Genomic DNA, 18,834 nt, shown 5'->3' with positions numbered 1-18,834 from the left:
CTTGGTATGGTCTAAGTGCCATAGACTTTCCCTTTTTTTGTTGATATAATTAGATAAAAATGGAGGATTATAATGAGTCAAATTACTGATAGATTAAAAGGTTTAGATACTCTAAAAAAAATCGATAAAGATAAAGCTAAATATTTAGTTATTCACTATTCATGTGAAAGTTTTTATGATCTTGGTGGAAAAAGTCCACGAATAACCTCTATAGCAGTTCAAAATCTCGAATTTGGTCAAACAGAATTATTCGCAATTTACAAATCTGCTGAAGAAATGGGAAAATCATTTGATGAAATATCAAAAAATTACAACGAAATAGAAAAAAAAATGTTAGATAAATATTTTGATTACTTAAAAAACAATCAAAATAGAAAATGGTTACATTGGGACATGAGAGATTCTATTTTTGGATTTAAAGCGCTGGAACACCGTTATCAGGTACTAGGAGGAAACCCTTTTGTTCTTCCTGATAACCAAAAAATTAATATTGCCTCTCTCTTCAAAGAAATTTATGGTCCAAATTATATCGAAGATAAAAAGATGGACAATCTTATGAAGAAAAACGATTTGAAACCAAAATACTATTTAACTGGTGCCGATGAGGCAACAGCTTTTGAAAAAGAACAATATTATGAATTAAGTGTGTCTACTTCAAGTAAGGTACGTATGTTTACACAAATGATAAACATGGCTATAGACAGAACTCTTAAAACTAATACTTCTAAAAAAGAATTGTATGGAAGGACATTCTTTGCGCATTGGTATAGATTCAAAGAAAAACCTTATTTTTTTATAGTTTTATTTGTTGTTACTAATATACTTTCAGCTTTCATTAGTTATTTTGTGACAAAGGGACTTGGTGGATAGCCCCTTTTATTTTTTTGCCATTTCAATATCAATTATTGTTGGTTCATCAAACCAATTTATTTCTAAAAAGTACGTTCTAGTACTATCTTTTGTTAGCTCTTCAATAATCCAATCAGTATGGTCACTAAAGTCTTGTGTATGATGTCCTTCCCCTAATATCAACTATGATCCTCCGAAAATGCTCCAGGTTGAAATCCCCGAGTTGGCTATTGAGCTAGTGTAGCACCTATGGTTCTTCCCAATTGTTTTGTTGTGGCGTTTCTGGTTGAGTTCGTCGAATTGGTTGTTGTAACTGTTTAACAATCTCAGCCATTTTTTTGTTTGACAGTAGCTGTCGACACTTGGATATAAATTATCTACATCGTTGTATGTGCTGTTATTATATGAACTAGGTTTAATTTTCACTGCACCTTTTGAACCAGGAACTAAAGTCCAATTCATTTGTAATGGATATCCCTTTTTCAATTGTTTGCCCTTTTCGCTAAAATTCATTTCTGCCATTAGATGAGCTACATAGTATGGTGTTAAGAATTGATCTACGCCTTTATTATAGATTTCCAAAGTCATGTATAACTCACCTAGCATTATCGGGCGAGGTTTCTTCTAAAGCTTAAACTTTATTGGCTCTTTTTTATAACCAGCATCAATCAAAATTCCCTCAATCACATAAAGGTCAGTTTTCTGCTTTAAACTAGCCTTAAATTTCTTCGCAATATTTCTAGCTTTGTCTAAAGAAACGACTTCATATGTTTTAGCCAATGCATCCGCAATTATTGCGGATGTTGGCGTATAATAAATCTCCAGCAAAATGAACACTCACTTTCTACGAGATTATTCTTCGATTTCTTCTTCATCATCTTCAACTGTCTTTTCAGGGAAAATGATGTTCTCTTTGTTTTTGCTCCAAGAATCTGCAAACGGTGCAAAATGTTGGCGTGCAAGTTCAACTTGGTTGATTAGATTTTCAACTGAAACATCATGATCAGACGCAATTTCTTCTAGCGCTTCCCCTTCATCTATTCGATGCAATACGCCACGAACGTTGATTGTTACTGATTCTGGCCATTCGATAGTCGTTGCTTTCTTTATGAATTCGTCAATGGTTTCTTTCGATACTTGCACAGCAACTTCTTCGACTTCTTGCACATCATCGCCCATTTCTAAAGAAGTTTGTTCTTCTTTTAGAACTTCAACTGTCCCGTCGTTATTTACAACATATTCGACATTCGGCTTATTGGTCTGCTTGTTAACTGGTACCTTGTATTCTACTGTTTCTGGTTCGATGGTCGTTGATACTGTTTTGCCTAAAAATTCGTTTAAAATTTCATATTTTCCTTTTAATGAAGCGTTGCTAACCACTAATAGCACTTCGATATTTCCGTTTGATTTAGATGTCACTTTTTTCACTTCTGGTCTGAAATTTACTTGTTTTGTCATTTTATTTTCCTACTTTCGTTTAATAATTAGTTGCATCTTTCCATTCGTAATCGAAATTATCGGTTATGAATGGTCTTTTTTCGTTTAAAGGCTTAGTTACGCCTTGTGTAATCACTTTAAAATCTCTAGCACGAACAACAATCGCTTCAACTGGATGACCATATCTAAGGGCAAATAGACGAAAACGAAGCTTAACGGATTGGTCAATGCCATACACACCAAAAGAGTTTTTAATGTCAATGACATGTCTCCAACTTCCATCTAAGTTTTTTATGATGAAGTCAGGTGAATAAGCTATCGCCGAAATTTTACCTATACCATCCGCAGTTGGTGTAAGTTCGGTTAGTTTAAAACGCGGATGAACTTCAAAAGGCAACCCACAATTTTTGACAAACTTTGTATAAAAGTTAGCTTCCTTCTGGCTATCAAATGTGTAACCATCAATCGTGACTTTATTTCCTCGCTTATTCAGGGCTGTTGGTGATTGCATTGTTTTAACTCCCTTTCCTTGGTAGCAGTTTCCGATCGAACTGCTTTTCCATCTTTGTTGCATTCAGGACATGGAACGGGCGTTGCATAATTAAATCTGTCTTTTCCCCAAATCACACGCTGATCTTGACACCTAACACACTTCATTCTTATTTAGCCCCTTTCATCCAGGCTTGATTACTTTTGGTTGCTTTTTCGGTTGGTTCCTTCTTAGCACCCCGTTTGATAGCTTTTCCTATATGTTTCTTCGATTTTTCTGGCATTATGATGGCTTCCTTTACTTCTGAAACAGTTCCGCCAGATACGATTGTTGAAATAGCTGCTGTCTCTTTTTGTTCAAATAGCACAGCATCTTTCAAATTAGCTACTGGCCAACCATCTTTGCCAAGATAAGCTGAAATTTTCACTACATACGGCATTGAATGATTCCCCTTTCTATCGATTTGTTTTTAAGGCTTTAAAATGCGTTTTAAGCCTTTTTTCTTTCTTTACATCTATTTCTATTCGCTTGATTGTAAAACTGTTCTACGCTGAATATATTCGCTAAAAATAACATTTCAGATGCCTGCTACTCGTTTGTCTGATGTCCCTTCAATTTTCATCACAAAACCTTGTGAATTACTCATGATGCGAGAAAGGATTCTCTCCCCATAAGCTTGGCTCATTTCTTTACCTGTTAAGTTCGTTGTAAACACTGTTGCTTTATTCTGCCGAGCTTCTACAATGCGATTTAAGGTGTCATTATTAAAGTTGGTACTGTTATTCCCTTTAACGCCTAACTCGGCCCCTAAGTCGTCCAAAACAACTAAATCAGCGCTTTTAATCTCTGCCATTAAGGTTCCTGTTATTGTCTTTCTGGCTTGTTCATCTTTCATCGCAAATTTTAGTTGTTCTAAGAGTTCCGCATAGCTAATGAACAGGCAGCGTTTATCATAGTTTGATCTCTCCAACACTTCCCATGCCGTTGACATAGCTAAATGACTTTTACCAACACCGCTTTTTCCTGAAAGAATCATATGAGTTGGTTTATTCAAAAGAATTTCAGTCGTGGCTCGATTGGCAATTTCAAAAGCAAGCTTAGTTTCTGTGTCTACTGTTTTGTAAGTTTTAAAACGACAATTAATTAAATTTTTGTCGGTATAAAGAGAGCTGTACTTCAAGTAATTAATCGCTCTAGCTTTCAAACTATCGTTAAACATTTTCTCTGTTTCGAGGTCTTCTGCTTTTTTGCGTGCTTTATAGCCACATTCCATGCAAGTTGGCGGACACCTATCGGACCCATCTTTGTTTTTTGCACGCCAAGCATAAAGATTTCCTCCGCACTCTGGACATGGATCAGGTGTAATATAAAGCAACGTTTTAATCATTTTTGAAAATCCATCTGATGCTGACTGCATTCTTTCACTTCCTAAAATCCAAGATCATCGTAATCCGAATGACCTGTGTTTGATTTCTGTTGCTTGGTTGTAGTACGTTCTCTTTTTACGGCTAATGCTTTTACATCATCTAAAGTTTTAACGCCTTCTTGTTCCCAATTTCTCAAAATACTTTCAGTGTATTTGAAATTTCTAGCATTTGATTTTGCGGAAATTTTTAAAGCTTCACTTACTAATTCAGTTGATAAATCATTACACCAGTACTCTAAATTTTGAGTAGTGACCGAATTTAGCATTCCAAAAATTGATTGATAAAGTTGAAAAACTGACTGCTGCTCTTCTACTACTACAACATTCTTTTCATTCTTTTCATTCTTTTCATTCTTGTTTGTGTGCACTTGTTGTTCACTTGTTGTTCGTTTGATGTTCACTTGATGTTCACTTGCTTGATAATCATCCCAGTTATTTATTGATACGACGCTGTATTTCGTAGTTGATTTGATGTTCAACATTCCTTCTTTTTCAAATCGTTTTAACCATCTCCATACAGAACCGCTGTTCACTTGATGTTCACGTTTGACACCTTTATTCATCTCAAACGTTATTGCGTCGCGCCCTGTGACGAATTCTCCGCTGTTCAACCATATTTCTTTTCCATTAAAAAGAAATTTTCTGTTTTCGTGGCTAGCTTTCATCAAACACAAGTTCCACAATTTGTACATGTAAGGATTAGTCCATACGAATGAATCCATTACCTTACGATACAATTTGACGTAACCAGCATTCATTCGTTATGCACCTCCTATAAATCGTCCATACTGGTAAAATTGGTAATTTTGTTGTGTCCTCTACAATATTCACAAGTTCCACAACTAACTGGTTCTTCTTCGCCTTTTTTCACTCGCACAACATGCTCGATGTTTTCTTTTAATTCTTCTAATTCGTAAATCATTTTTTCTTCGCTAAGAGTGATTAGTTTTGCTTCACTAGGTGTTTGTTTCGAAACGGCTGCTATGAGAGGAAGAAAATTTTTGTCATATTGTTGCCGAAGCAGTTCGCAATAAACAGCCATTTGCAACACGTAACCGAAGCGTTCAATGAAGTTTGCTTTTCTGTTTAAACGTTCATCCCATTTCTTCTCATGCATATCTTTGGTTGTTTTGATGTCTACAAAATACTTTTCTTCTAAATTTAAACAATCAATTTTCCCTTTCCACACTGCTCCGCCAATTTCACCTGTGACGATCACTTCTTTTTCGCCTTGATAAATATTTAAAAAGGCTTCTTCTTGTTTTAATCTTTCAATCATCTGCTCCGCAATTTGGAAATCTTTCAGTAGGCCAAACGGCTTTCTTGAAGAAAACATCTTGCTTTTGTTTTCTTCTTTAAATGCTTCATGAATTTCTGGTGATTCAAAGTAAGAATGAACATAATTACCAACAAGTAATGCTTTTGGATCACTCTCTGGTGTCCATTCGCCTTTTAACTTGGCAAGAGCTGCAGATTCACATTCTAGAAATTTTTTATATTGAGAGACAGACATATAAGCTAGGTCCGCTTCTTGTGAATAATAATTTTCATCAGAAAGGATAATCGTCTTCTTCAATCGTTGAGACATCAGCTTCACTCTCTTTCTGATTGTGTTCATAACCAGCCATCACATCTAAAGTTTCTTGAACTGGTTCTTCTAAAATTTGATCCGCAACTTTCTTTAAATCTTCTTTTTCAATTGGTTTGGCTTGTTCAATATCGGGTTGCCCTGGAACATCAGCTATACGTGTAATTTGTTCTTTATCTTTTTCTTGATTTATAGTTCTTTTATTGTTGGCAAATATTTTTTCTTCGAGTACCGCTGTTTGCTCTTCTCGCTCTGGTGTCACATCTTTTCGTTCGAATTCATTTTTGAGTGTGTCTTTAGCAGCTTGCACAAATAAATCATTATCGTTACTAGTATTGATTAAATACTTAGCAGCTCGATTGATGACAGTTCTTTTGGCCATTTCTTCTGGAAAATCATTCTGAACATTTTTTGTTTTTGCTTTGCTCCATGATTTATCAATTTGTTTCTTTGTCATGACCGTTGTTACTTCTTTACCATTTGCTAATTTAATAACCACATAGGCAGCCTTGATGTCGTTGTCTAGATTTTCGAAGGATGTTTCATGTTTAGCCACGACTAAGTCTGGTCCGTCCATAGCAATTTCAAATACATCGCCTTCTCTGACTACAACAGGCGTGATATCTGCCCCTCCTGTTACTCGATCTAACACAGCCATGGTTCCAAAATATGAGCGCATAAGCTGAACTTTATTTCCATATTTAATGAAATAGCATTGTTTCTTCGCAGGTGATAATCCTTGGATGACCATATCTAGTAAGGCATTAGAAATAGATGTTTTAGTTTCTGGGTTGTTAGCTGCCAACTGAAGAAGGTTCCCTCCTGAATTGTTAGTTAGTTCAAAGAAAGCACTTTTCAATGCATTCTGTGGACTATAGCCTGGCGGCATTTCTAATCCCTGCTCTTGCAATCTATTTAAATTTCCGATGACTTGTTCATCTAAAGATCGTTGTGTCATTTGTGTTAAATCGTTACTCATTGTCATTCTCCTCTTCTTCGTCATATTCCCACGTTGGCTCTAATACTTCTTTTTCTTCTGGCGGCTCTTGTCTAGCACCTAACGAATCAAATTCAGGCATTTTCACCACTCCCAGAATATTTTCGTTTTGTTTTCTTCAAGTTCAACGTGATCAAATCCTTCTGTTTCTAATTGAGATAAAAACGTTGATGTAAGACCTTTACTATTCACTACGCAACTTGTATTACCATTCGCTGCTGCAGTTCGAATTGATTGAACAATTCTATTTTGAGCATTCGCTAACATTAATTCGTAAACATCATCACTTAAACCTCTTACTTCAATCATTGCAGTTCACCTCGTAAAAATGCAGTTAGTAGTTCATCCATAGATTTTTCATTTGCAGCATCTTCGGCTCTTTCTGCTACGCATTCTGGACAATCACAAGATTCGCTTATACTTAATTGCTCTTTTAGATCACCTACAAGTTTTTGCAAGAGTATAGCTAACCCGATAACTGAACCACAAAACGCAGTACTTCCTTGGCCTGTTTCAAAATTTGTAGCACACAGAAGAAGTTCAACATTCTGTGCCTCGCATTCTTTTTCAAGTTCAATAATCATTCTTTCAATTTCTTTATTCATGTGGTACACTCTCCTTGAATTTGATATTTGTAATTGACCTACTTTGATGGCCGTCGAAGTGGGTCTTTATTTTTGTTTTTTTATTTCACGATCTTCCAACGCTAAATCGTAGTAGAGCAACCAAATAATGAAAGCTGCTATATAAACGTTTTGGATTAATGCTCCAACATTGCCACCTACTAAAAGTCCCAAACCAAAAACGATTAGCAATGCCGCTATACGTCTTAAATGATAGATTTTTCTCAATGTGATCATCCTTTCTTTAAAAACGATCTTTCGTCTCCATGAATTCTTTCCAATGAATATCTATAAAATGAGCGGTCATCTTAGCATGAAACTTCCAAGGCATCCCTTTACTAGTTGGGAACTTTACGAATCCGCCGTTTCTTATATCTACCTCTTCGCGATATTTATAGAAAACGAGTTTCCAGTCACGTATATCTTTCCCACCTAGGCGGTTAGTAACATCTTTTGCATTCCACGTCTGACCAATTAAGGTTTGATTTTCTAATTCTAAAATCTTTGCCTTTTCAATCAGAATCAAATTAGACGGTATCTCAATTGAAATTTTTGATTCTATCAGTTGCGTCATCTTACTGACCCCCTATCTAATTTTGTAGTATTCAATAATTGCGGTTAGCGTTTCATGAGCCTTTTTACTTTGATTTTTCCCAGAAAGATAATCATTCAAGTCTTGTTTTGGAATATTAAAGTATGTTGCTACAGTAACTAAAGAAATTCCTTTTTTATCAAAGTATTCACGAATTTTAGTTCTGCCTGTCGTTGTGTCTGGCATATTATTTATCCCTCCTTTTAATAGTTAGTAAGTTAATTAGATAGAATTGTATAAAATTGTTGACCGAACACTACACTATAGTGTAGTATATAGACATACGAAATAAGCCTATAACAAAACCTTTATTATGCACTCGGTCGCCAAACTTAATGCTATAAGGTGTGTTTTTAGTTTGCTTTTTTCTATCCAATTAACTTACAAGAACAATATACACTATAGTGTTGTATTTGTAAATAAAAAACTACACTTTTTTATTGTTTTTTGTAAGAATTTAAGGAGAATGCTGATATGACAGTATTTGAACGTGTCAAAACACTTGCAAAAAATCGATCAAAAACTATGAAACAAGTAACATTAGATTTAGGATATAGTGAAAACTATTTCTATAGTCTAAAAAGTGGCAAACAGCCATCGGCTGAAAAATTAAAAGAATTAGCTGACTATTTTAACGTGTCTGTAGACTATTTACTTGGTAGAACTGAAAACCCCAATCCAGTCGACAAAAATCAACTAACAGTCGAAGAAGCTTTATCATCTGTTATGAGTAGTGACGGAAAACCGCTGACTGAAAATGATAGAGAAATTTTGTCAGGCATTATTGAAGCGTATTTGGAGAAGAAAAATAAGTAGGTGTTGTTGTTGAGGAAACAAATTGAAATGATTGTTAAAGAGTTAGGTGTAATCATCTTAGAAAAAGAGGATTTAGATGCAGATGGACATTATATTGCGTCGATAAATACCATCGTTTTAAAAGATTCTTTGGACGAATGGAATAAAAGAAAAACCCTTCTTCATGAATTAGGCCACGCTAGCGAACATCAACATAACTACCAATTATATAATTTAGCTTTTTCTTTACATTCTAAAATGGAGCATGAAGCTGATGTATTCATGATTGACAATCTCTTAGATGATTATATGTCTAAAACTGGTTTAACTGTTGAACAAGTTAACTATATGCGTTTTATAGAAGATGCTGATATTGATGCACGTTATGAAGAGTGTATAAGAACTCTTTTGTTTAATAAACTACGAAGAATTAATTTTGCATAAAAAAAGCCCGCGTGGGGACACGGACTTCAACCTCATTTCGAGATTTAGCTGATAAAAATATTATAACAGAAATGAGGAATTTTAAAAATGAAAATAGGTAAATTGTTTGGGGTATCACTAATATCTTTTGCCATTTTAGCTGGGTGTTCATCAACTAATAATAACACGGCAGAAGTAAATAAATTAAAAACAACTGTATCAAGTTTAAAAGAGGAAAATAAAAAATTAAGCACAAAAGCTAGTCAGCTTGATGAAATACTAGATGCTTTTGGAACTTCCGATTCTAGCAAATCAGATGAAAATAGTACTGGTTCATCCAATACTTTGAAATTTAATGAATCTGGAACGTTTGGTAGTGGTGAGAAAATCACAGTAATTTCTGCTGAAGATGCTCCTAACCACCAATTGCATGAACCAAAAGATGGTGAACATCCAGTGGAAGTAAAAGCAGTTGTAGAGAATACCACTAGTTCACCTATCAGTTTTAATGTTCAAAATTTTGCTATGTATGATAACAATTCAGAATTAGCTGATTTTGATGCTAGCACTTATCAAAATAACATACCTAATGATATAGCTGCCGGAATGAAAGCTAATATAACTTTTTACTTTTCTTCAAAAGGTTCTGGACCATATGTTGTTACATTCGGGGACGGCATGTGGAAGCAATAAGTATCCCCCTCTCTGGTGAGTTCTAGCATGTTCGATTCATGTTAGGGGCTTTAGTTATACATTAAAACATATAACGTAACTTATCATGAGGTGATCATTTGTTAAACGAAATGGAACAGAAGGAATTTATTAAAAAAATTATTCCGGCATTTTCACAAGAGTATGTTGAACGACTGCTATTGCTCTATCCTGAAGCTTATAAAGAAAATCCCGAAGCTTTTCCGCTTGCAAATTTAAAAGGACTTGATATTTATTTGGTAAAGACTGATCAAAGAATACTTACAAGTAACTTTTTTGTTATCTTGAATTTAGGAACTGGTATTATACATGATGTTTGGGAATTACCCAACTCATATTATTCTGATTTTAAACACTTTTCCGGATCTCATGATTTCATCTCTTTTGTTTTAAACAAAGAGTTTGGGATACAAAATATATATCTTATTTCAAATTTTTTCGACAATTACTTGAGTGGTGCATGGGGAGATACTTCGGTAGAGGAATATATCGATATTCAAAAAGAATGGTTAGGTTATATGGCTAGAGAGAAACTTCTGACTGATGCTAGAAAATTTATAGGTCATATAAATTTACCTTCTTCTTATTATGCCAAGGATGCTTTTAAATATGCATACTCAGATTTAGATTTCGATCCAATAATTAAAATGGTTAACGATTCTGATTTTGAATATGCGATAAATGAGAGTTTAGCAGCATATGATCATTCTCTTTATCTTGCAGCAACTGCTACAGCAGGAACAGCTATGGAAACTTTAATAAAACGTATTTTAGAACTTGAAAATTCACCTGTTTCTGAAAATGAAACTACTGAACTTGGAGAATTAACTGGCCGCTTACGTAAAACTAAAGTTATTAACAGAAGGGATAAACGACGTATAATGCTAGCAGCTGATTTCAGAAATCTTGCTTCACATGCAAATAAAGGCAGAGTCATTCGACAAGATACTAAACTAATCTACCAAGAGATTTTCAATTTAGCTTTAAACTATTTTGAAAAATAATTTTCTCCTTTACCAATGAATACACTTTTATATCATAATATATAAAGTATAAAAAATGCATAATACTTCGATAAAGTATTGGAGGTGATACAATGGCAAGTATAAAAAAATTGAAAAGCGGATGGCAATTTCGAGTCTCTTATAAAGATAAAGATGGCCGATATAAAACAAAAAGCGGCAATGGGTTTTCAACAAAAAAAGAAGCGCAATTGGCAGCATCAGAAATTGAAGCTAGGTATTCTAAAGGATACTCACTAAAAGAAGGCGAAAAATTATTTCATGAGTATTTTCGAAACTGGTTTGAAGTTTACAGGAAAGGAAAGTTATCACAAGACAATGACGGTGATATTCGTCGGGCTGTTGATTTTAGTGAGAGATATTTTTCTGATACAAAATTAAAAGAATTGACTCGACAAGAATATCAAAAGGCCCTGAATGACTATGGGGAAACACACGCTACAGCTTCAGTAAAAAAACATCATACGTATATGCGAGCTGCTCTTAAAGATGCTTTGGAAGAAGGCATTATTCATAGAGACCCTACCTATCGAGTACAAGCTATAGGCAAAAAGAATCCTAAGCACGAAGAATTGAAATATTTGAATTATCAAGAGTCTATCCATCTAGTTCACGAAATATTAGAAGGTATAAAACCCACTTATACTTCTCGATTTATTATTCTGTTTGGTATTGCGACTGGTTGTCGTTTTTCAGAAATTATAGGCATGACTTGGGACTGTATCGACTTCAAGAATAAAACTGTAAAAGTAAATAAAACATGGGACTATAAATATACAAATACATTCTCTAATACGAAAAATTATCAATCAAAAAGAATAATCACTATTGATGATGATACGCTCGATTTATTAAAGAAATTACAGTTACATCAAAAAGAATATTATTTAAAATCTGGTCTACGCAACGAAAATAATTTAGTATTTTTGAATGACAATATGGAACTTGTATCGAATACAGCTGTAAATAAAGTCCTTCGTAAATTCTGTAGAAAGATCGGTACAAAAGAATTGACTTGTCATGGTTTAAGGCATACCCATGCTTCAATAATGTTGTATAAAGGAATAAATATAAAATATGTATCTCGTCGCCTTGGACATAAGGACATTGTAACCACTTTACAAACCTATCAACACATTTTAGACGAGATGGAACAAAAAGAAAGTAATGCTGTTAATGAAGTGATGAAACAAATGTATGTATAATTTTTTTGCATTATTTTTGCATCAAGCAGTTAAAAACAGCCATAAAACCAGCATTTACAAGCTAGGTTTTACGACCGCCGTCTCCATTTTTAGAAAAGTAGAGAAAAACAAAAAAGAGCAAAAACCTTATAAAATAAAGGTTTTTGCTCTTTTTTTCTATAAGCAAGAGAAGGCTCGTTACCTCCTCTTACACTTCCTACCACATTATCTTTCTAAAACCACTTCATTTTCTTTTTCTATTGGTGATTTTGGGTATTGCATAGAACATGGCTAAAAATATTATTGTTATCAAAAGAGTTTTTAAGATTTCAATTTCTCCTGAATCTATCCAAGTATACACAAAAGCGATGATAAAAGTAATTACTATTTCCGTAACATGATCTTTTAAATTCATTAGCTTAGCCCACATTGAACTGCCCATAAAGCTAGTTGTCCAGCTACAATAATAGCATTCGTCTTTAAACCATTGGCTTTAGCGAAGCGTAATACAGTCACTGCTAATTCTTTCCAGGCTTTCTTTTGTGCAGCTTTTACAATTGCACTGATACTAATCATTGCAAAAAACTCATCTTTGATTTTGTTAGCAACGCAACTTCCTAATGCATTCCAATTAAAACGTGCTTGAACTACTGTTGAAGCATCAGAAATATTTACATTTAACTCTTCCTCAACTGAAGAAATCTCTTGCTGAGCAAAATTATTTTTGACATAGTTTTTAAAGTTATCTTCCGTCACTCCATTCGCATACATTTCTTCCAGTCCTTTTGCTACAGCCTCAACTTCTGAATCCTCTAGCTGGTCAGATGCATAAACACTTGTTCCAGCGCTGATAAAAATGCCTAATGTCATTAGTAATGCCATCGCCAAACAAAAAAATTTAGCCTTTTTTGTCACCTGTAATTCCATAAATAAATCCCTACTTTCTTTTCCTTGTTATAATCATAACAAGGAAAAAGATAATTTATCATCAAAATCCCTATTTGATGCTTATATTTTCCTATATATCCTAGAGCTGATTTTTCTCACTAGTGATCACATCAATTTGAACTAATGATTCAAAAAAAGACACAGGTTATTTGAGGTACGTTCGAGGTAATGCTAGGTTCTATTTTGAAAACAACGCAGCTCTCTTGAAATATTTTTTGAGCTTGTCTAAACCTTCTGAAACGAATATAGAAAATAAAAAAAGAGTCCCCTTTTTCAAGGAAACTCTCAATTGCTAAGTCAAAATAACTTCACGTTATCTAAATCTTTTAAATCAATCCTATGGTTCGCGGAACAAAGGAGCTAAAAACTTAATAGAATAAATCGCACAAATTCCGACAATAATATAGATAATTTTTGCTAATGGTGTGGTTGCACCGCCACTAATTGTTGCAACTAAATCAAAATTAAATGCACCAACTAATAACCAGTTTAAACCTCCGACAATCAATAAAATTAAAGCAATAATATCCAGATATTTCATTTTTAACACTCCTTCCAAATTTGATAAGCCAAGAGTAACACGTTTATTCTTTATTTACGAAAATAATGATTCAGGAAAAAAACTTTTTTTCAATTATTTTCTCGAATCATTTTTTCATTATTAAGAATTTTATGATATAACTAAAGAGTAGACAAAAACAGATTCATTATCTCTGATAAGAAATGGTGGTTTATTATGCGTGCTAAGTTATTTTTAATTTTGCGGAATCGAGTGTTATCCCGTGTTGTCTTTGTCATTCTATTTTTACATGTGCTTTTTACCACAAATGATTTCACGGTGTTGCTGCTCCTCTTACTATTGAATTATTTACTCACGCTTGAGGATAGCGCGAAAAAAAACAGAAAAATCCAAACTTGGCAGGAATTTAAACAGTCGATTGATTGGCCCTTTGTCGCTTTTTATTCAGGGCTTGCTCTTTTAGTTATTTCGTTAATACTTCTGTTTCTCTGGTTCAATTATGCACGATAAGGAGGATTAAAAATTGAAAAGCTATTTTTTTACTCTTTTTTTTAGTATGTTTAGCCTTTTCGTCATACTACTTTGGTTTTCTGGATATGATAGTAAGGGATTTCTATTGGCCCTTACAGATTTTCTAGTTTTTTCTATTATTCACCAAACGCCTGTGCTGGATACTTATTATTCCCAGCAGCCTTTAACAACCAGAATGTTGATTTCTTCTGGGCTTCATTTTTGTACTTATTTTTGCTTAGGTTTGGTCATTGATTTACTACGTAAAGGGTTTAAAAAAATAAAAACATAGTCACTTTTATTATACGAATCGTTAATTTCCATGCTTTCTGGTCGTCTTTTTCCGTCGCTTGTACCAGATAATGAAGCCGCTAATAATTAACGCACAGGCAATTAAAAGTAATGTCCATAATAGTAAATTTTGTTGTTGTACCACTTTTTTCATCCCCGCTGCTGCTTTTTCTGGTTGATATGTGATACGATGTCCTCGAACTAATAACCGATGACTGTTTATCATATACGGTGTGCAAGTTAATAAAGTGACGAGATCTTGGCCAGACTCAATGTGTAAATCTTTTGTATCAGTTGGTTCAACGGTTTTTATTTGATCTACTTGATAAGCAAGTGTCTTCCCATTGACTTCGATATAAAATTCATCGCCTTTTTTTAATTCTGGCAAATCTGTAAATAATTTGGCTTGAGGGAGACCACGATGGCCTGAAATGACCGCATGTGTATTCGCACTACCTGTAGGATAGGAGGTTCCTTCTAACAAGGAGCTTCCTTTTTCCAATAGCAATGCATTCGTTTTATCAAAAATTGGTAAACGGACATTTATTTTTGGAATGGTTAAAACACCAATCGTATGACTTTCAAAATAGGATTTGTCTGGTTTTTTCGTTGTTTTTTGCGTTTCAGAAAAAGGATCTAATCCAGGATTGCTGCCTTTTTTCGCTAATTCTTGGTTTTTCTTTTCCATTTTTTCTTGAAGTTCAGCCATTTCTTTGGTGTTTTCTTGGCTTGCTTTTGCTTGATAATGAGCGATAATTTGTTGATCCAGATAGTTATTTAATGCATCGCTAACAAAAGGATACGCAAATGCACCTATTCCAATAATCAGTAAAAGAATCATAAAACCATCAATGATATGACGTTTCTTTTTTGACTTCATTGCTTCCTCCTTAAAAATAAAGCATGAAAGCCTGGGACAGTGATTGGCCCAGGCTTAAAAACTGATAAACGGCGGAAACAGAATCAACGCTACGCGTTGCTCCGATCTCAACAACTTCTAAGGTGTTTTCTCGTCAAAGACTCGTCGCAGTTTTGTCCTTGAGAGTTCTCGGAGCTAAACACTTCTGTTCCGACCTCTTTGTTTTTCTAAAAATTTCTTCGGTGATGCTAGAAATTAAGCATTTTCTTTTCTACGTCTAGCAAAGTAGACTCCTGCAATAAGTAGCAAGACTGCGCCACTTCCTAAGTAAACGTAGATTCCTTTGCCACCTGTTGAAGGTAAGGTACCTTTGTGTTTGTTTGGTACTTTTTCTGGTGAAACTAGGTTTTCTGTTGTGCCATATGATTGTTCATTGACCACAAATTCAATCCGATTTGTTAACAAGACATAATCATCAGGAGCTACAGTTTCTTCTAAATAATAGGTACCGTATTTAAGCCCTGTGATATCAACTAATCCATCAGCCGTTGTTGTAAAAGTAGTTGCTTCAGCTTTTGTTTTCACCCAAGTTGCTGCTTTCGTTGTTTCATCGATTTTCAAATAATTTGCTGTGTCGCTGTTTTGATCACGGACGACAAAGGAAGCTCCCGCCAAGGCTTGTGTCGCTGTCACATCGCCATCGACTTTAATGAAACGTTTCCCACCTGTCACAACTTCAACAGTTGGTGGTGTTTGGTCGTCGGTATGGCCGTTATCAACATTCGCCTCATTTTTAAAGCCTTTCGTAGGATCTGCTTTTTCATTTAAATGCATAAAGTAAACGAATTTTAGTGTGCCGCCTGGTGTTAGCGTAGGAATATACGCTGGATTAACGGCGACAGTGAAGCCATTTGCTTGTTCAGTCACTTGATAATTTTCAGGAGCAATCACTGTATCCCCATCATATAACGCATAGGCATACTCTCCAGAAGTCACGTTATCAAAAGTTAAGGCTGCATCATGTTTATCAACTAAATTGAATTTGACGTATTTATTAGCGTCGCCTTCTTTGTCTGCAATCCCCAATGGAATATTTACAGAAATTTGATATTTAATTTTTTCTCCAATTGCCACATCTTTACCATCTAAGTTTGGTATTGTTTTATCAACTTTAGAGGTATCATTTTTGACTGTTTTTTCAACAGGTGTTTGATTGTTTGCTTCAATTGTAAATGGTGTTTTTGTTTGATTTTCAATTAATTCTGCATTATTTGGAGCTTTTACTTCTTCTAAAATATACGAACCAACCTCAAGATTTTTAACTGTTAATTCTCCCGTTCCATTCTCTGCTTCTGTGAAATCATTTTCGCCAATTTCATAACTTTTCCCAGTAATAAAGCGTTTTGCTTGTTCTTTATCCGTTGTCCATGTATATAATCCATCTTTGACTCCTTGGATATATTTTACTGTGCCTGGTGAGCCTTCGCTTTTGGAAATAACAAATTCTGCGCCATTTAATCTATCATTTTCAGCAGTTCCTACTTTTTTCACATGTAAACTACCATCATTGGCTACCACATTTTTAGGATAAATATGAACAACCGCTAATTCTTCTGTTCCATATTTATAGGAACCATCTGCTTGCTTGATCATTTCGTAAACTGGGAACGCCACCACCATATTCGTAGCAGCAACTACACCCTCTTTTGGTTCTTCTTTAATGGTATACACTGCATCTTTACCATTTTGTTTTTTAGGTAACTGAACAGTGACATTCCCATTTGCATCGGTGGTTCCTTGAGCAACAGGTTTCCCAGGAGTTAAACTTTGGACAGCTTGTTTAGCTGCATCGACGCTTGCGCCTGCTGCTCGTTGCTCGTAAAATTCGCTCGTCACGTTATAAATACTAAACGTCACATCTGCCAGTCCTTGATATTTATCAAACTCGCTCATTTCTTTCCCGCTATTTTGAATAAGCGGATCTGGTAAATCCGTCATTTTCTTTTTGTGAATCACGAGCTGTGCGCTCTCCCCATTTTCTTCTGCAAATGCAGTTGTTGTCCCTAATACACTCGTGAAAAGTGGCAAAATTAGTAACAAGGTACTAACGGTGTACCAAACTTTTTTTAATTGCTTCATTTTCTCTCTCCTCTTTTTTGTTTTTGATAAAATAGCCAAATGACTACCATCCCAATGATTAGCAGGCCTGCAATCGTCAACCAAATAGAACGTTCTTCATTTGTTTTTGGTAAGAAGCCTGACTCTTTTACTTTTTTATTGATTACATGTAACGGTGCTGTTCGTTGTCCGTTCGTTGCGTAAGAATTTTTTTCCACCGTAAAAGGAATTTCTGTTTGATTCAGAAGATAACCTTTTGGTGCAGAGATTTCTTCCAAGAAGTACTGGCCATCTTTTAAACCTTTAACTGAAAATTCACCGGCTTGATTAGACGTGAATTTTTTAGCTAATGCTTTTTCTTTTTGCCAACGATACCCGTTTGCTGTTTCATTGAGGTATTCCCCCGCTTGATTTTTGACGATAAAAACAGCCTCTGGCAAGGTGATTTTCGCATTTTCACTATCAACTTTGACAAAAGACTTGCCGCCTGTACGAACTGTGGCTCTTTTAGTCAAGGTATGTTTGTCCGTGACTAATTGTCCTTCGTTGTTAATCGCAGTGTCAGGTTCAGCGGTCTTTTCTAAACGCATTTGATACGACACAGTCATTGTTTGATTTGCAAAGTTTTGTAAGTCTTTAATTGAAAAATCAAGCGTAAATCCATGCTTTTGCGTCGTCAGTGTGTAACCTGTAGTAACTGTTTTTCCAGCCACTTTTACCTCAATTGATTCTGGTAAAAGTGTCAACGTTGTATCCGCCTTATCTGACAAACGGAATTCCTGATATCCTAAAATATTCGCTGGAATCTGAGTCGTTAACTGATAGTTAATGTGCTCTCCTTGATTAAAGCCTTGTTGCTTATCGAGTACCGTTTTTTCAAGTGGTGGTAAGTCATAGGCATTTTCTTCATTTTTTGGATATAAATGAATATGCGTTAACGATTGCCCTTGTGGATCTTGAACAGGCAAAATCACTACTAGGTTGCTAGCTTTTTCCTTTACCACTTCTGGTGCTTCCGCTTCAACAAATAAATAGGCTTTATCTCGTTGCTGCGAATCTTTGCTAGCTAATGAAAAAGAAACCACTCCATCTTCTCCATTTATTGTCTGTGTTTTATCTTCTGCGATCGGTTTTCTATTTGTTGCACCGGTTTCTGCTAATTGACGCTGTGCTTCTTGGACCGTTTTTCCTTCAGAACGAAGCTGATAAAACGGATCCGTCACATCATAGACTTGATAAGTGACGTCATTTAAGCCCCGATAATTTTGAAGCAGCGTTCCCTCTTCCCCTGTGTTTTGCTGCTGTTCTGGTAATTGACCATCAGGGAACAATAATTTGTGCAACGTAACTTGAACGCTTGCTTGCGATGCTTCTGCTAATGCTTGCTGTGAAAACCCGAAAAGAGCGAGTAGCATGACGCAAATACTTAACCAACGTGCGTTTTTCATTGA

At 35.0% G+C, this 18,834-nt stretch carries 29 protein-coding genes; 8 read left to right on the top strand and 21 right to left on the bottom strand.

Annotation, left to right across the window (positions count from 1 at the left end; translation table 11 throughout):
• Nucleotides 1-72: 72 nt before the first annotated feature.
• Nucleotides 73-870 carry a hypothetical protein gene (locus tag IGJ41_RS04685; protein WP_438713964.1) on the top strand — a complete coding sequence of 266 codons (798 nt, stop codon included), beginning with the start codon at nucleotides 73-75 and terminating at the stop codon, nucleotides 868-870.
• Nucleotides 871-876: 6 nt separating this feature from the next.
• Here the strand turns inward: IGJ41_RS04685 and IGJ41_RS04680 are convergent, their stop codons facing one another.
• The 15 genes from IGJ41_RS04680 to IGJ41_RS04610 all read right to left on the bottom strand — a co-directional run bounded on the left by IGJ41_RS04680 (nucleotide 877) and on the right by IGJ41_RS04610 (nucleotide 8,188).
• Nucleotides 877-1,032, bottom strand: coding sequence for a hypothetical protein (locus IGJ41_RS04680; RefSeq protein ID WP_154230867.1), 156 nt, complete (start codon nucleotides 1,030-1,032; stop codon nucleotides 877-879).
• Complete coding sequence (locus tag IGJ41_RS04675) at nucleotides 1,033-1,437, bottom strand: hypothetical protein (protein ID WP_424677827.1); 405 nt, start codon at nucleotides 1,435-1,437, stop codon at nucleotides 1,033-1,035. It lies immediately after the preceding gene.
• A 36-nt stretch (nucleotides 1,438-1,473) separates the two neighbouring features.
• Nucleotides 1,474-1,686 (bottom strand): hypothetical protein, encoded by a 213-nt coding sequence (locus tag IGJ41_RS04670; RefSeq protein WP_425139221.1) that lies wholly within the window; start codon nucleotides 1,684-1,686, stop codon nucleotides 1,474-1,476.
• Between the two features lie 15 nt (nucleotides 1,687-1,701).
• Nucleotides 1,702-2,307, bottom strand: coding sequence for a hypothetical protein (locus IGJ41_RS04665; protein ID WP_279446799.1), 606 nt, complete (start codon nucleotides 2,305-2,307; stop codon nucleotides 1,702-1,704).
• A 19-nt stretch (nucleotides 2,308-2,326) separates the two neighbouring features.
• Complete coding sequence (locus IGJ41_RS04660; RefSeq protein ID WP_002365121.1) at nucleotides 2,327-2,797, bottom strand: DUF1064 domain-containing protein; 471 nt, start codon at nucleotides 2,795-2,797, stop codon at nucleotides 2,327-2,329.
• Between the two features lie 148 nt (nucleotides 2,798-2,945).
• Nucleotides 2,946-3,215: a hypothetical protein gene (locus IGJ41_RS04655; protein ID WP_033597119.1), complete on the bottom strand. Its 270-nt coding sequence runs from the start codon at nucleotides 3,213-3,215 to the stop codon at nucleotides 2,946-2,948.
• Between the two features lie 138 nt (nucleotides 3,216-3,353).
• On the bottom strand, nucleotides 3,354-4,193 hold the full coding sequence (locus tag IGJ41_RS04650) for an ATP-binding protein (RefSeq protein WP_438713960.1): 840 nt from the start codon (nucleotides 4,191-4,193) through the stop codon (nucleotides 3,354-3,356).
• A gap of 11 nt (nucleotides 4,194-4,204) precedes the next feature.
• Nucleotides 4,205-4,960 (bottom strand): DnaD domain-containing protein, encoded by a 756-nt coding sequence (locus IGJ41_RS04645; protein ID WP_156194148.1) that lies wholly within the window; start codon nucleotides 4,958-4,960, stop codon nucleotides 4,205-4,207.
• A gap of 14 nt (nucleotides 4,961-4,974) precedes the next feature.
• Nucleotides 4,975-5,790, bottom strand: a complete 816-nt coding sequence (locus IGJ41_RS04640; RefSeq protein WP_438713957.1) for a PD-(D/E)XK nuclease-like domain-containing protein — start codon at nucleotides 5,788-5,790, stop codon at nucleotides 4,975-4,977.
• Complete coding sequence (locus IGJ41_RS04635) at nucleotides 5,753-6,769, bottom strand: recombinase RecT (protein WP_438713955.1); 1,017 nt, start codon at nucleotides 6,767-6,769, stop codon at nucleotides 5,753-5,755. The genes IGJ41_RS04640 and IGJ41_RS04635 overlap by 38 nt, the downstream gene beginning before the upstream one ends.
• Before the next feature lie 102 nt (nucleotides 6,770-6,871).
• Nucleotides 6,872-7,096, bottom strand: coding sequence for a hypothetical protein (locus tag IGJ41_RS04630; protein WP_002367281.1), 225 nt, complete (start codon nucleotides 7,094-7,096; stop codon nucleotides 6,872-6,874).
• Entirely contained in the window at nucleotides 7,093-7,392 is a 300-nt protein-coding gene (locus IGJ41_RS04625) for a hypothetical protein (RefSeq protein ID WP_137193401.1), read from the bottom strand. Before IGJ41_RS04625 ends, IGJ41_RS04630 begins: the two co-directional genes overlap by 4 nt.
• A 66-nt stretch (nucleotides 7,393-7,458) precedes the next feature.
• Nucleotides 7,459-7,647, bottom strand: a complete 189-nt coding sequence (locus IGJ41_RS04620; RefSeq protein WP_438713953.1) for a hypothetical protein — start codon at nucleotides 7,645-7,647, stop codon at nucleotides 7,459-7,461.
• 7 nt (nucleotides 7,648-7,654) lie between these two features.
• Entirely contained in the window at nucleotides 7,655-7,984 is a 330-nt protein-coding gene (locus IGJ41_RS04615; protein ID WP_002358109.1) for a DUF771 domain-containing protein, read from the bottom strand.
• A 12-nt stretch (nucleotides 7,985-7,996) separates the two neighbouring features.
• Nucleotides 7,997-8,188 (bottom strand): hypothetical protein, encoded by a 192-nt coding sequence (locus IGJ41_RS04610; protein WP_002371609.1) that lies wholly within the window; start codon nucleotides 8,186-8,188, stop codon nucleotides 7,997-7,999.
• Between the two features lie 288 nt (nucleotides 8,189-8,476).
• Here IGJ41_RS04610 and IGJ41_RS04605 point away from each other — a divergent pair, with 288 nt between their 5' ends.
• The 5 genes from IGJ41_RS04605 (at nucleotide 8,477) to IGJ41_RS04585 (ending at nucleotide 12,158) form a co-directional block, all read left to right on the top strand.
• Complete coding sequence (locus IGJ41_RS04605) at nucleotides 8,477-8,818, top strand: helix-turn-helix domain-containing protein (protein WP_002396425.1); 342 nt, start codon at nucleotides 8,477-8,479, stop codon at nucleotides 8,816-8,818.
• 27 nt (nucleotides 8,819-8,845) lie between these two features.
• Entirely contained in the window at nucleotides 8,846-9,241 is a 396-nt protein-coding gene (locus tag IGJ41_RS04600; RefSeq protein ID WP_021164535.1) for an ImmA/IrrE family metallo-endopeptidase, read from the top strand.
• A gap of 87 nt (nucleotides 9,242-9,328) precedes the next feature.
• Complete coding sequence (locus IGJ41_RS04595; RefSeq protein ID WP_002371612.1) at nucleotides 9,329-9,913, top strand: hypothetical protein; 585 nt, start codon at nucleotides 9,329-9,331, stop codon at nucleotides 9,911-9,913.
• Between the two features lie 98 nt (nucleotides 9,914-10,011).
• Nucleotides 10,012-10,935, top strand: a complete 924-nt coding sequence (locus tag IGJ41_RS04590; RefSeq protein ID WP_228462995.1) for a hypothetical protein — start codon at nucleotides 10,012-10,014, stop codon at nucleotides 10,933-10,935.
• A gap of 92 nt (nucleotides 10,936-11,027) precedes the next feature.
• A complete protein-coding gene (locus tag IGJ41_RS04585) occupies nucleotides 11,028-12,158 on the top strand; it encodes a tyrosine-type recombinase/integrase (protein WP_438713949.1) in 1,131 nt (376 codons plus the stop codon).
• Between the two features lie 223 nt (nucleotides 12,159-12,381).
• Here the strand turns inward: IGJ41_RS04585 and IGJ41_RS04580 are convergent, their stop codons facing one another.
• The 3 genes from IGJ41_RS04580 to IGJ41_RS04570 all read right to left on the bottom strand — a co-directional run bounded on the left by IGJ41_RS04580 (nucleotide 12,382) and on the right by IGJ41_RS04570 (nucleotide 13,626).
• Nucleotides 12,382-12,567: a hypothetical protein gene (locus IGJ41_RS04580; RefSeq protein ID WP_002384733.1), complete on the bottom strand. Its 186-nt coding sequence runs from the start codon at nucleotides 12,565-12,567 to the stop codon at nucleotides 12,382-12,384.
• Nucleotides 12,552-13,064 (bottom strand): enterococcin EntV, encoded by a 513-nt coding sequence (gene entV / locus IGJ41_RS04575; protein ID WP_002358120.1) that lies wholly within the window; start codon nucleotides 13,062-13,064, stop codon nucleotides 12,552-12,554. The genes IGJ41_RS04580 and entV overlap by 16 nt, the downstream gene beginning before the upstream one ends.
• Nucleotides 13,065-13,422: 358 nt before the next feature.
• Nucleotides 13,423-13,626, bottom strand: coding sequence for a DUF378 domain-containing protein (locus tag IGJ41_RS04570; RefSeq protein ID WP_002381996.1), 204 nt, complete (start codon nucleotides 13,624-13,626; stop codon nucleotides 13,423-13,425).
• 195 nt (nucleotides 13,627-13,821) lie between these two features.
• Between IGJ41_RS04570 and IGJ41_RS04565 the strand changes: the two genes are divergently transcribed.
• Together IGJ41_RS04565 and IGJ41_RS04560 are read left to right on the top strand one after the other, a co-directional pair.
• The gene (locus IGJ41_RS04565; RefSeq protein ID WP_002358125.1) at nucleotides 13,822-14,115 is read left to right on the top strand and encodes a hypothetical protein; all 294 of its coding nucleotides are present in this window, start codon (nucleotides 13,822-13,824) and stop codon (nucleotides 14,113-14,115) included.
• Between the two features lie 13 nt (nucleotides 14,116-14,128).
• Complete coding sequence (locus tag IGJ41_RS04560) at nucleotides 14,129-14,407, top strand: hypothetical protein (RefSeq protein WP_438713947.1); 279 nt, start codon at nucleotides 14,129-14,131, stop codon at nucleotides 14,405-14,407.
• A 21-nt stretch (nucleotides 14,408-14,428) separates the two neighbouring features.
• Here the strand turns inward: IGJ41_RS04560 and srtC are convergent, their stop codons facing one another.
• The 3 genes from srtC to ebpB form a co-directional block, all read right to left on the bottom strand.
• Nucleotides 14,429-15,286 (bottom strand): Ebp pilus assembly class C sortase, encoded by an 858-nt coding sequence (gene srtC / locus IGJ41_RS04555; protein ID WP_438713945.1) that lies wholly within the window; start codon nucleotides 15,284-15,286, stop codon nucleotides 14,429-14,431.
• 234 nt (nucleotides 15,287-15,520) lie between these two features.
• On the bottom strand, nucleotides 15,521-17,404 hold the full coding sequence (ebpC, locus tag IGJ41_RS04550; RefSeq protein WP_202524506.1) for an endocarditis and biofilm-associated pilus major subunit EbpC: 1,884 nt from the start codon (nucleotides 17,402-17,404) through the stop codon (nucleotides 15,521-15,523).
• Nucleotides 17,401-18,831 carry an endocarditis and biofilm-associated pilus minor subunit EbpB gene (gene ebpB, locus IGJ41_RS04545; protein ID WP_141435690.1) on the bottom strand — a complete coding sequence of 477 codons (1,431 nt, stop codon included), beginning with the start codon at nucleotides 18,829-18,831 and terminating at the stop codon, nucleotides 17,401-17,403. The genes ebpC and ebpB overlap by 4 nt, the downstream gene beginning before the upstream one ends.
• Between the last annotated feature and the right edge of the window lie 3 nt (nucleotides 18,832-18,834).

This window comes from Enterococcus sp. DIV1537a (assembly GCF_051712085.1).
Classification (GTDB): domain Bacteria; phylum Bacillota; class Bacilli; order Lactobacillales; family Enterococcaceae; genus Enterococcus; species Enterococcus faecalis.
Note: the sequence above shows the minus strand (reverse complement) of the source record. Positions and strands in the feature narration are given on the sequence as shown.

Bases quoted from the DNA above. Each gene is read 5' to 3' on its own strand.
- IGJ41_RS04570 (WP_002381996.1), bottom strand. From the start codon at position 13,626: ATGAAATATCTGGATATTATTGCTTTAATTTTATTGATTGTCGGAGGT.
- IGJ41_RS04610 (WP_002371609.1), bottom strand. From the start codon at position 8,188: ATGCCAGACACAACGACAGGCAGAACTAAAATTCGTGAATACTTTGAT.
- IGJ41_RS04675 (WP_424677827.1), bottom strand. From the start codon at position 1,437: ATGACTTTGGAAATCTATAATAAAGGCGTAGATCAATTCTTAACACCA.
- IGJ41_RS04630 (WP_002367281.1), bottom strand. From the start codon at position 7,096: ATGATTGAAGTAAGAGGTTTAAGTGATGATGTTTACGAATTAATGTTA.
- ebpB (WP_141435690.1), bottom strand. From the start codon at position 18,831: ATGAAAAACGCACGTTGGTTAAGTATTTGCGTCATGCTACTCGCTCTT.
- ebpC (WP_202524506.1), bottom strand. From the start codon at position 17,404: ATGAAGCAATTAAAAAAAGTTTGGTACACCGTTAGTACCTTGTTACTA.
- IGJ41_RS04620 (WP_438713953.1), bottom strand. From the start codon at position 7,647: ATGATCACATTGAGAAAAATCTATCATTTAAGACGTATAGCGGCATTG.
- IGJ41_RS04665 (WP_279446799.1), bottom strand. From the start codon at position 2,307: ATGACAAAACAAGTAAATTTCAGACCAGAAGTGAAAAAAGTGACATCT.
- IGJ41_RS04595 (WP_002371612.1), top strand. From the start codon at position 9,329: ATGAAAATAGGTAAATTGTTTGGGGTATCACTAATATCTTTTGCCATT.
- IGJ41_RS04565 (WP_002358125.1), top strand. From the start codon at position 13,822: ATGCGTGCTAAGTTATTTTTAATTTTGCGGAATCGAGTGTTATCCCGT.
- IGJ41_RS04650 (WP_438713960.1), bottom strand. From the start codon at position 4,193: ATGCAGTCAGCATCAGATGGATTTTCAAAAATGATTAAAACGTTGCTT.
- IGJ41_RS04625 (WP_137193401.1), bottom strand. From the start codon at position 7,392: ATGAATAAAGAAATTGAAAGAATGATTATTGAACTTGAAAAAGAATGC.
- IGJ41_RS04585 (WP_438713949.1), top strand. From the start codon at position 11,028: ATGGCAAGTATAAAAAAATTGAAAAGCGGATGGCAATTTCGAGTCTCT.
- IGJ41_RS04645 (WP_156194148.1), bottom strand. From the start codon at position 4,960: ATGAATGCTGGTTACGTCAAATTGTATCGTAAGGTAATGGATTCATTC.
- IGJ41_RS04580 (WP_002384733.1), bottom strand. From the start codon at position 12,567: ATGTGGGCTAAGCTAATGAATTTAAAAGATCATGTTACGGAAATAGTA.
- IGJ41_RS04660 (WP_002365121.1), bottom strand. From the start codon at position 2,797: ATGCAATCACCAACAGCCCTGAATAAGCGAGGAAATAAAGTCACGATT.
- IGJ41_RS04640 (WP_438713957.1), bottom strand. From the start codon at position 5,790: ATGTCTCAACGATTGAAGAAGACGATTATCCTTTCTGATGAAAATTAT.
- IGJ41_RS04600 (WP_021164535.1), top strand. From the start codon at position 8,846: ATGATTGTTAAAGAGTTAGGTGTAATCATCTTAGAAAAAGAGGATTTA.
- IGJ41_RS04615 (WP_002358109.1), bottom strand. From the start codon at position 7,984: ATGACGCAACTGATAGAATCAAAAATTTCAATTGAGATACCGTCTAAT.
- entV (WP_002358120.1), bottom strand. From the start codon at position 13,064: ATGGAATTACAGGTGACAAAAAAGGCTAAATTTTTTTGTTTGGCGATG.
- IGJ41_RS04635 (WP_438713955.1), bottom strand. From the start codon at position 6,769: ATGAGTAACGATTTAACACAAATGACACAACGATCTTTAGATGAACAA.
- IGJ41_RS04685 (WP_438713964.1), top strand. From the start codon at position 73: ATGAGTCAAATTACTGATAGATTAAAAGGTTTAGATACTCTAAAAAAA.
- srtC (WP_438713945.1), bottom strand. From the start codon at position 15,286: ATGAAGTCAAAAAAGAAACGTCATATCATTGATGGTTTTATGATTCTT.
- IGJ41_RS04605 (WP_002396425.1), top strand. From the start codon at position 8,477: ATGACAGTATTTGAACGTGTCAAAACACTTGCAAAAAATCGATCAAAA.
- IGJ41_RS04655 (WP_033597119.1), bottom strand. From the start codon at position 3,215: ATGCCGTATGTAGTGAAAATTTCAGCTTATCTTGGCAAAGATGGTTGG.